This window comes from Holtiella tumoricola, from assembly GCF_027857615.1.
In the GTDB taxonomy this organism is placed as follows: Bacteria; Bacillota; Clostridia; order Lachnospirales; family Cellulosilyticaceae; genus Holtiella; species Holtiella tumoricola.
Genome location: NZ_JAQIFT010000049.1, coordinates 115,082 through 126,171, shown reverse-complemented (window position 1 = coordinate 126,171; position 11,090 = coordinate 115,082). Strand labels below are relative to the sequence as shown.

Sequence of the window (11,090 nt, the reverse complement as noted above, 5' to 3'; positions counted from 1 at the left end):
TTGGATCTGGTATTTTAAGAAGTATAATATCACCAAATCCATTTGGATCCGGTCCAAATCCAATCCCTTGTCGATATTCAATCCAACCGGTTCTACCTTCTCCATCATTTTCATTAATGAGCAATGAAAAACCTAAGCATGTCTTTTCACTTATTGTTTCACCCTTTGGTAAAATTTGATTCCACGGAATAGCAATTTCATAATTTGTTTTATTACCTTCTCGTACAATCTGGCATTTAGCATCTAGTACCTCTCCTGGATTATGACCATTATCTGCTGCCCAACGCCATTTTGTAATGGTTTCACCATCAAATCCAAAACCAAATTGATGATGTCCTTCTGGAGATGGTCTATTCAAACGATGTGTGTCTAATGAAAATTGGATACTATCACCTTTCCAAATACCACCACCAAAATCTTCCTGAGAGTGTGTGTCATCTGTAACTTCCATAGACAAATAGAAATGCTTCTCATCCCATTTGACATACCCTACTCCACTTAAATCTTCTATGCCTTGCCAATTATTATTTTCCTGTACTTGCTCAGCTTTATTAAGGTAGAATGGCATACTATCATTCCATTCCATTTCAGTTATTTTCCCATCAATAATAGGTACATTTTTGCTTTGTATAGCTGCAAGAAAACTTATTTTTTGATTAATACCTATCGTTTCACCATTTTCAAGCTGTACTTTTCCTTGAAGTTCAATGAGATCATCTTGTAAGTCCTTAGGCACAGAAATAGGAATACTTTGTTTGGTTTGTGGTTGTATACCCTCAAAATTAAACGTCCCCGCCAGTGCTTGTGGCTTTTCTAACACAATATTTCCATCTAATGTAAGTGTCTTCGATTTATTTTCTAATTGAATTTGTACACTCCACTCATCCCATTTGCCAACTTCTGATACCATAGGTAGGACACTTACTTGTAATGCATTTTGTACATCTACCTCAAGTGTAACGGCATCAAATGACTGTTTTTCTACATGGGGTTGTATATTAAATACATACTTACCTATCTTAGAGGTATGTGGAACTTGGATTTTAAGTGTATCGATAGGCCCCTCTTTACTAAACTGAGTATCCCCTATAACTTCCCAACCCTCAGGTAATGCAAAGCTATAGTATCCTGTAATACCTTCTAGATTCTTTCCCCGCTTAATTTCTATATTCAAGCACTCACCTTTTGTAATTTCTTTAAAAGTTTCTAATAGCTTAAAGGCTACATCATCTGTCACTACTTCCCCAACCTCACCTACAATATAGATAGGCTCTTTTGAGATAGAAATACTTACTTTACCTCCTAATGCTGGAATCACCCTTTCATTTCCAAATAGATCCATCACGGTTACACTTGACTGTGTTGTCTCAAAAGCTATTGCCTCACCTTGATCTTTGGTAGACCAAACAACCACTACATCTTCTCCTGTGGAGCGTTTAAAATAATTAACTCTTATTTTATTATCTATCATACTATCATTTATAAATCTTGCCGCTTCTAATGCATCAACCATTTGTGCGTAGGCAACGTAGTCAGCTTTTGCTGAGAGTGGTACCGTTGCCCCTTCACCTCTGACAAGTCCAAAATTATCTTCATTATTATAAATGTCAGTTCCATCATTTTGTAAGTCATACCAAAAATACTTATCAACCATCCCAGAAGCTATACTTTTCACATAGCTTCTCACTAAATAACTGCCTGCATCAACCTCAGAAACACCATATTGATCACGTTGAGTTGGCCATCCTAATTCAGTAATCCAAACTGGCTTTTCCTTACCATATTTTTTTAGAAGATTAAAAGTTTGTTCAATATTATTTTCAAATTTCCCAACATCAGGTGTCATAGGATAGCAGTATGGATGAATTGAAATGGCATCCATATCATCAATTGCACCTACTCGAAGTATTCTTTCAATCCAGTATAGATCCGTCCCTGCTGTTACCCCCCCTACAACTGTACAGTTAGGGTCTACTTCTTTTAATGTTGCATAAGTCAATTTGAGCAGTTTAGCATAATCCTCTGGAGGTCTCTTCGTTGGATTAAAAGTTCCATTGTACTCATTCCAAACTTCAAAGTATTTTACACGTCCTTTAAAATGTTCTGCTATAGTCCTTGCATAGTTGGCAAAAGCATTAAGCCCTTCTTCTGTATAAGGTGCACCACCTCCATCATAAAATGGATTACCATAGTCTAAAATAATCAATGGTTCCATTCCTCTAGCGATGGCTTCATCTACATACTCATCCCAATGTGGTAATATTTTCACCACACCTTTTTCTGTTTCTGCTCGATCCCAGAACATCTCATCTCGAATAAACTGTGCACCCATTTTTTGTGCAACATCTAGATTTTCCGGAATAACACCACGGTCTAAACCAAAATGTGTGCATACACCAAAGAAATCATTTATACGTTCTTTAAGTGCTGTTTCTACTTTAGGGATATAACTAAAATCTATAGTTTTTTCAATCATTTCATCTGTAAGTTCTGGATCTACATTTAAATACATTTTATAAACACCAAACGCATCCAGTTGATTAACTAAGACAGGAATCGTTTGTTTTTCGTTTGGTTGTAGTGTAAGAGAGAACTCTCCTGTTGCTATCTGATCGTTGCGTACATCATTTTCAATGGTATAAGTGACTCTAACGTCTCTTTTTTCATCTGAAAGTAAGTTTTCAAGCTGGATACCTAGCTCAACCACATCTCCCTCTGAGAAGATATTTCCAGTATAAGGTGACTTTACTTGTACTGAAATAGGTTTTATTGGAGGAAGTTTTTTCACTGTAACACTTCCAAAGGCTACGTCTTCTCTTGTACCTATTCCCGGTGCCCATACACCTATACGAATATCTCTTTCAAAAAAGCGATTAGCAAATTTAGCATCGCCTAATATAAAGGTATGGGTTTTCCATTCTTTTGTATCTGTTAATTTAACAATTCCTGCTACTTTTTCAGTCTCATAAACCGAATCATATTGCACACCAAATTCCGCTGTTCCTTCATCAAAGTACTCTACTGTAAGTTCTACTGTATTTTCTCCATCATAAATAAATCCATCTTCAACATCACAATAAATAAATAAGGTATTCGCTTTCTCATCTGTTTTCCATCCCTCTTTGCCTCCATAGTTTACAGTTTGAATAGCATCTTGATTATCTCCAGGATTTGCATAAATACCATTAAACTTTGGAATATTTCCAAAGATAACATCTACCTGCTGTCTTTCAGATAAGTCTACTTTCCTTACTTTAATGCTTCCAAAGGTTACATCTTCCCTTGTACCTATTCCTGGTGCCCATACACCTATCCTAAAATCCTTTCCAAAGAAGCGATTAGCAAACTTGGCATCTCCTATTGTAAACGTATGGGTTTTCCATTGTTTAGTATCTGTAAGTTTTACAAAACCTGCTACCTTTTCTACTTCACCTGTAGAATCATATTGCAAAGCAAATTCAGCTGTCCCTTCATCAAAGTATTCTACTTCAATTTCCACTGCATTTGTGCCATCAAATATAAAATCATCTGATACCCCACAATATACAAACAGCATATTTTCTTTTTCATTCGTTCGCCAGCCTTCTTTTCCATCATGTGTAACAATTTGTAAAGCTTCATGATTATCGGCTGGATTTGCATCAATGCCATTTGCTTCTACTACTTTCCCTAACTTAACACTGACTTCATTTGTAATGGTTAAAGCACTCGTCGTTGTTATATACTTTGGTATTTGTTCCTCATTACCTGGTTGAATAACAATATTCCCTGAAGTTGTAGATTGAACCTCTTGTTGAATACTTACTGGTACATCATATGGATGACTTGCCATGCTTAAGTTGGGAAGCATGGTATTTGCTCCTAGAACAACACTTAACCCAAGAGCCATTCGTACCTTATAACCTTTCCCAGATACCTTTCTCATCTTATTTCCCCCTTCATTTTATTTATCCTTTAATACCACCTAAATTAAAACCACTCATTATTTTCTTTTGGAAAATAATGAAGAGGATTGCTGGTGGTATAATGGCAAAAGTTACTGCAATCATACGCATATCAGCTGGATAACCTGCTTGACCATTCATTGTGAAAATCTTTACCATTACTGTATATTTATTGGGATCTTTTAATGTAATATAAGGCCACAAAAAATCTGACCATACACTATTAATCGTAAAGATGGTTACAACAGTCATAACGGGCTTACTGAGTGGTAGAATAATTCTTGCAAAAATCCCTAAATCTGAACATCCATCTAATCTTGCCGCTTCTATATAATCTTTGGGTATACTATCGAAAAAGCTCTTAAAAATGATAACATAAAAGGCATTTGCACCTGCCATTAGCCATAGAGGCCAGTACGAGTCTGTTAAATTAATATGTAAAACAGGTACATCAATAATGTTTTTAAATAATGGAATCATACCTACTGAAGCTGGAAGCATCATGGTCCACATCATAATTTGAAAAAGAATATGGCTTCCTTTAGGTTTAAGTCTAGAGAGAACATAGCCAGCAAGTCCATTAAAAATAATAGAAAAACCTACTGATCCCATTGCAACAAAAATAGTATTGACATAATATTTCATAAAGCTTAGCTTTTTCCAAGTCTCTACTAACTTTTCAGGTTGAAAGGTCTTAGGAATAAAAGTTGGTGGAATTTGGAAGAACTCTTTAATATCTTTTACACTCGATGTCATAATCCATAAAGGTGGTATAAGACACAACAAGGCAATGACAATCATTATACCTAGAAGAATATAGTAAAACATCTTTATCTTTGGCTTTTTTAAATCTGTAAAAACAATAACACCTGTTTGTTTATGTTGTAATTTGCTCATATTTTTTCTCCTATTCCTTCTCCACTTTATTTTTAACTTTAAAATAAAATGCGGTTAATATAATAAGGATTAAGAAGGTAATTGTACTCACTGCCATAGATTTACCCGTTTCAAAATATCTAAACCCATATAAATAACTTTGTAACATTAAAGACATGGAGGCATTATTAGGCCCTCCATCTGTCATAGCCAATGGTTCACTCATTACTTGGAATACACCTATTACTTGCATAATAAACATTAGACTCAATATGCTTGAAATTTGAGGTAAGGTAATATGCTTTATTCTTTCCCATATACCTGCACCATCTGTAATTGCAGCTTCATAAAGTTCCTGATTAACACCTTGTAAGCTTGCTAAGTATACAATCGCTGTAGCTCCAAAACCTTTCCATGTCATCGTAAGTATAATAATAGGGATGGTCAGCTTAGGATCTTGCAGAAATTGAGACATGGGTATACCTAGTTTTTGAAAAAGACTATTCATAATGCCACCAGCGCCTGGTTCTAAAATAAATACCCATAGCAATGCTGTTGCAATACCAGGTACTATACTTGGGAAGTATACGGAAAATCGAAGAAATCCACTTATATGGATCATCTCATTAAGAATCAGTGCAACAATAACTGGTATTAAGTATCCTAAAAGCAATGACCAAAATAAATATTTAAAGGTGTTTATAAGTGCCATTCTAAAAGCAGGCTCTGAAAAAATCTCTCTATAGTTTTTAAATCCTGCAAAACTTACTACATCAAACCCTTTCGTTTCATAGAAAGAAAGTACAACACCCTCTATAAGTGGTTGCCACACAAATACTGTAAATAATAATAAGCTTGGCAATATCAGAATCCATGCTGTCCAATCTTTTTTTAGGGTCCTAAAAGTTTTTTGTATCAATAGTTGTTGTTTCATACGCTATTCCCCTTTTAGAAGTTTTTATAGAAAAAGGGTGCCTTGTTAAGAAATATTCTTTTAAGGCAACCCTCCATCTTCTTATTGTTGTTTATCTAAATAATTCGCTTGAAATTCTGCTACTGCTTGATCAAGTAACTTTTGTGGATCTGCCTTTTCATCTGTAAGTACAGTTTGAACAACTGAGTCTAATAACTTATAAAGTTCTTGTGTCGCAATAGGTTCTTCTGGTCTTAAATCTGTCATTCCATGGGTTAAATAATTTTCAAATTTACTCATATCCACATTGGCATTTTCAGTTAAGATTTTAATTTCTGCTTCTCGTCTTGGGCCACTTCCCCATGGAGATAAACCATATGGTCCTACAATTTTATCAATGGCTAAATCAGCTTGAACTGTTTCTTGTAAAGTTTTTTCTACTTCTGGGTCTGCATTTGGCGTATAACCTGTTATTTCTAGATACTTGAATACGGCATCAATCTCTTCTGGTGTTGCATTTGGCGAGAACATACGCACTGTTCCTCCCATTAATACCCCACGCCCTTCTTCACCTGCTGGACCTACTGGTAAACCAAACATTCCTACTAAATCTTTATCCATTTTGTAATCTACAACTGGATTATTAAGCCAATCTAATGTAGAAAATGCCATTCCTACCTGACCTGTTCCAAAGTATTTAAAGAAATCACCATAGTCTACAAGGAGATTATCTGGTAATACATTATATTTCCATCTTAAATCTTTAATATATTGAAGTGCCTGTACTGCTTCTGGTGAATTAAATACAGCTTTCCACTTACCATCTTCAAAAGTCTCAAACTCAGCTCCAAAATTCCATGCAAGAGTGGTAAACATCCACCCTCCTTGATTTGACTTCGTTGGGAAGAAGAATCCTGGCACTCCAGTCTTTTCTGTAATAGTCTGAGCAAACTGAGCCATTTCCTCAAAGTTTTGTGGTATTAAAGCATTTCCTCCATCATCTACAAGGCCTGCTTGTTTGAATAAATCTGTATTGTACATAACACCTACACTATAACCGCCTATAGGCAAACCATAAATTCTACCATCTTTTGAAAGTACTTCTAACATATTAGGATCTAAATATTTATCATATCCCCATTCCTTAACAATATCTGTAATATCTGCTGCATAGCCTGCATCTACAATTTTATTAACCTCTGTAAACCATGTACCATACATAGTGGGAAGTTGACCACTTGCTGCTTTAGGTAAAAATGAATTAATATCATAAGCCCAATCTGTAGGTTCAAGCGTAATGTTAGGGTATTTTGCATGGTACTCATCAAGTTGTTTTTTAGCTAGTGCATAACGCTCAGGATCTGTTTCTTTCGGAAAATCTGTTACACTTATTTTGATTTCTTGTTCTTCTTTTATATCTTCTTTTTGTGTCGTATCTTGTGTCTGTTCTACTTTAAGTTCTTCTTTCTCTGGCTGTACTGAGGTAGTTTGGTTACATCCAGTTAATTGGCTTGCTAATAAGAATAGTCCACAAAATAAAGCGATATTTCTCTTTTTCATAATCTTCCCCCTTAAAGCATTTTATTGTTTTATGACTTCCATGCATTTATATTAGCATACAATTTATACAGTTTTTAGGTGGCTTTTCTGCTAAAAAGGTTGCATTTTTACCAACCACTATCTATAATAAGTTTAAATTATACTCTAATATTAAAAAGGAGTCTATTATGTTTACTGGATTTAAAACGCGTATTACACTTACTTGTCTTGGGGTTATTACACTTTGCTATCTTATTATTAATGTTTTTTGTATTCGCTTGATTTTCTCAAATGTCGTTTCAAATTATAATACTTTACTTCAGACTCATTTAAGCAGCCTCTGTACAGAAATCCAGACACAAATAGATCTTGTAGAACAAACTACATTACTCGCTGCCCAAAATCCTACGGTTATAGAAGCACTCTCTACTGAAAAATTTAATCCCACCATTAATGATTACCTTAATGGATTACAAGCTTCTATGCCTACTATTCAAGGTATTTCTATTTATAGTGCACACTCTAACTATTGTCTCTATACAACTTTATCTGTTTCTAATGCACCGCCTTTAGAATTTCTAGAACAGCGCTATAACCTTTATACTCATGAAACAAAGCCCTTAAGCTGGATTGTTAGGTATCAAGATCTTTTTCCCTACTATGATGACTTTCGTTATGAGCGTACTAAAGGTGTACTTACTTACATAAGTCCTATTTATTCTATTCCAAATCAGACTCTAGGCTATTTAATCATTGATCTAGGCTTGCCAAAGCTCCTTCAGCCATTGCAAGTAGATAGTAATTTATTTTTGTCAGATCTTTATGTCGCCATCAACCTTATTGATGAAAATATCAGTATTCCTTCTTCAGCTTTAGGTTTTAGCCCTCTGTCTTTTGAGAATGAATATATCTATATTTATTCTCTTACCTCTAATGCTCAGTTAGAAGTACATGCTTCTCTTGATCACGTCTATGCTCAGTTTAATAACTTAAAAAAGATCATATTTATTATCTTTATAGGGATCCTTGTCCTCTTCTTACTCCTTTCTCAAGTCATTATTAGACAAGTTGTTGTACCTATTCAGAAACTTGCTTCAAAACTCAATAGATTTATAGATACTTTATAAATAAAAATAACAAAGCCCTCATCACTTTTATATAAAAGCGGTGAGGGTTTTGTTATTTTTATTTAAAGGAGTGTTTTTCCATCTAATCCTTCTGGAATCTCTAACTCTAATAATTGCATTAAAGTCGGAAACTCATCCACTAATCTAGCAGATTCTATAACTCTTGATGGTAATTTTGAATTATAAATAATAAATGGTGGTTGATCACCTTTTGTTGGTAGGTGCCCATGTGTAGCTTTTGAATATTTATAGTCTTTTGTATCTATTTCTTTTACAATCTCACTATCTACTTCATTTGAGATTGCCGTAAGCATACTGCTTTCTACAACATATTCAAAAGCACCTATAAGTCCATGTTTCTTCGCATCTTCTTTATCGAAGATATGGTCAATGTAACCTAATTCTTTTGCTTCATCTAACACTTCTAACGCCTTTATCCCCGCTGCTTCATTCGCGATATATAAGTGGCCTGAAATGCCTGCTGATTGTATATAAGCTTCGTAGCTTAATACTTTACCTTTTCCATCTGTTTGAATAAGACCTGCACGTTTGAGCATTTCATTAATACTTACAACGCGTTGAATATTCAATTGACCATGATCGCCTAAAACAACAAAAGTGGTTTCTTCAAAGATGCCTTTGCGTTTGTAAAGATCTAATATATTTTCAATCCAATGCCCATGTTTTTTTCTTGCTTCGCTTACTAGTTCATGCTCTGTGCCAGCCACATGTCTTGCATGATCAAGGCTTGCTTGATGTAAGAATAATACATCTGGTGTATAACGGTCTACAATTTCTAGTAAGCATGCTTCGCCAAAGCTATCAAAATCAGGGTTCTTCTTCCAATTAAGAAGATGCTTATGATGATAATAAATTTCTTCTGTCAGTGCTGAGGCTGTTTCTAAAATCGCTCGATTTGCCACATCATATTCAGGTGCCCATATTTCTGGAATGAGGTAATCTATAGGACCATTGGCAGTCACTGGCCATAAAACGGCAGCTGTTGAAAGCCCCTTCTCTTTGGCATAGTCAAAAATTGTTTTTGTTTGTAAATCATTATAATACCAGTACCAATCTTCATTGTTATGCTCTGGTTCTAAGACTTCATTATGATGAATCCCATGGGTTGCAGGATAGTATCCTGTCATGATGGTTGCATGACAAGGATACGTAAGTGTTGGATAGACACATTCTATATTTTTTACAACAATACTGTCTTCTAATACTTCTTTAAAGCCTGGAAGATCCTTTACCATTTCCAAATCACTGGTGAATAAAGAATCTACACTAATGACAACTAATTTTCTCATATAAAACCTCCTCTATTTGCCTTCTTGTAAAAGTTTAGTAGATTCTGCTGCCGCTTTATCAAGGGTTGCTTGAACGTCTACATCCGTTGTAAAGATTTGGTCAAGTGCTGTTGTATATACTTTAATGGCTTCACCATAAGCTTTATTCATTGGACGACCATGACCATATTGTAATTGATCCACTGCAACTTTAAATTGAGGTATTGATTCATATAATGCTTCGATTTCTGGGTTTGTTGTTGAGCTAATGGTTGTTGGAAGGTATCCTGTCTTTTTATGTGAGTAAACCACTTGTTCTTCATCTGTCATAAAGTTAATAAAAAGTGCTGCTGCTTCTTTTTCCTTATCTGTAAGCTTAGATGTCATAACAAGGTTACATCCACCTGTTGGTACGCTGTATGCTGTTCCACATGGAATAAATGCTGTACCTACTTCATAACCATTTTGAGAAGCAATATCTAAAGTATTATTAAGGGATCCTGTAGAATTCACCCACATTGCAACTTTTTGATTCATAATTTCTGTTGTACGTGTATCACTTGCATTGTTCCCACTGTAATATTTAAAGTTATTGTTTGCAATACCTTCCTTTAAGAATGCTACAGCTTCTACAGCTGGTGCTTCGTTATAGATGGCTACTGTTTCGTCTGCATTCACGGTATTGCCACCATTTCCTTGTGTATAAGCTTCAAAATGCCAGTTATCATTAAGGAATCCAAAGCCTTTTACCCCAATAGTCTCTAACTGTTTAGATGCACTTGCAAGTTCTTCCCAATTGGTAGGTGCTTGTGTAATGCCTGCTTGATCAAAGAGTGTTTTATTGTAATAGAAAATAGGTGTACTTCTTAAGTAAGGCACGCCATATAACTTGCTATCTACATAAGAGTTATCCATAAGCCCTGGTAAGAAGTTGTTTTCTTTTTCATCACTAATGATCTCATCAAGGCACTCAATCATTCCTGCATCTGCAAAGCTTTGAATACTTGCAATCTCCATGACAGAGATGGCTGGTTGTTCATTGGCAATAAATGCACTCTTTAGTTTTGTATGTAAATCATCATAAGTTCCTTGATACTCTGCTGTGATCACAATATTATTTTCTTTACCAATGGTTTCATTGAACTTTGCTGTAAGCTCTTTGTTATTTTCAGCTACTTTATCTTGCCAAGAATACCAAAACTCTAACTCAATGATTTCTTCTTGGGTATCTTGTGTTTCTTGTTTTGCTTCTTGGCTTGTGCCTTCTTGATTAGGTTGAGCTTTCACTGATGCCGTTGTAGAGCAACCCATTACAGCTACTGATGTTGTAGCCATTAAAGATAAAGCTAGAAGTTTTTTAAGTACCGTTTTATTCATAATCATTCTCCTTTTAATCAATCAT

At 35.0% G+C, this 11,090-nt stretch carries 7 protein-coding genes; 1 reads left to right on the top strand and 6 read right to left on the bottom strand.

Annotation, left to right across the window (positions count from 1 at the left end; translation table 11 throughout):
- The 4 genes from PBV87_RS14340 to PBV87_RS14325 form a co-directional block, all read right to left on the bottom strand.
- Nucleotides 1–3,925: sugar-binding protein (locus PBV87_RS14340; RefSeq protein ID WP_271012711.1), on the bottom strand; the 3,925-nt coding region annotated here is incomplete at its 3' end.
- A gap of 22 nt (nt 3,926–3,947) precedes the next feature.
- Nucleotides 3,948–4,841 (bottom strand): carbohydrate ABC transporter permease, encoded by an 894-nt coding sequence (locus PBV87_RS14335; protein WP_271012710.1) that lies wholly within the window; start codon nt 4,839–4,841, stop codon nt 3,948–3,950.
- Between the two features lie 10 nt (nt 4,842–4,851).
- Nucleotides 4,852–5,754 carry a carbohydrate ABC transporter permease gene (locus PBV87_RS14330; protein ID WP_271012709.1) on the bottom strand — a complete coding sequence of 301 codons (903 nt, stop codon included), beginning with the start codon at nt 5,752–5,754 and terminating at the stop codon, nt 4,852–4,854.
- Nucleotides 5,755–5,835: 81 nt separating this feature from the next.
- A complete protein-coding gene (locus PBV87_RS14325; RefSeq protein WP_271012708.1) occupies nt 5,836–7,293 on the bottom strand; it encodes an ABC transporter substrate-binding protein in 1,458 nt (485 codons plus the stop codon).
- A 167-nt stretch (nt 7,294–7,460) separates the two neighbouring features.
- Here PBV87_RS14325 and PBV87_RS14320 point away from each other — a divergent pair, with 167 nt between their 5' ends.
- Nucleotides 7,461–8,399, top strand: a complete 939-nt coding sequence (locus PBV87_RS14320) for a hypothetical protein (protein ID WP_271012707.1) — start codon at nt 7,461–7,463, stop codon at nt 8,397–8,399.
- Between the two features lie 62 nt (nt 8,400–8,461).
- Here the strand turns inward: PBV87_RS14320 and PBV87_RS14315 are convergent, their stop codons facing one another.
- Both PBV87_RS14315 and PBV87_RS14310 read right to left on the bottom strand, forming a co-directional pair.
- Nucleotides 8,462–9,709 (bottom strand): alkaline phosphatase family protein, encoded by a 1,248-nt coding sequence (locus tag PBV87_RS14315; protein ID WP_271012706.1) that lies wholly within the window; start codon nt 9,707–9,709, stop codon nt 8,462–8,464.
- Nucleotides 9,710–9,721: 12 nt separating this feature from the next.
- Complete coding sequence (locus PBV87_RS14310; protein WP_271012705.1) at nt 9,722–11,065, bottom strand: ABC transporter substrate-binding protein; 1,344 nt, start codon at nt 11,063–11,065, stop codon at nt 9,722–9,724.
- Nucleotides 11,066–11,090 lie beyond the last annotated feature (25 nt).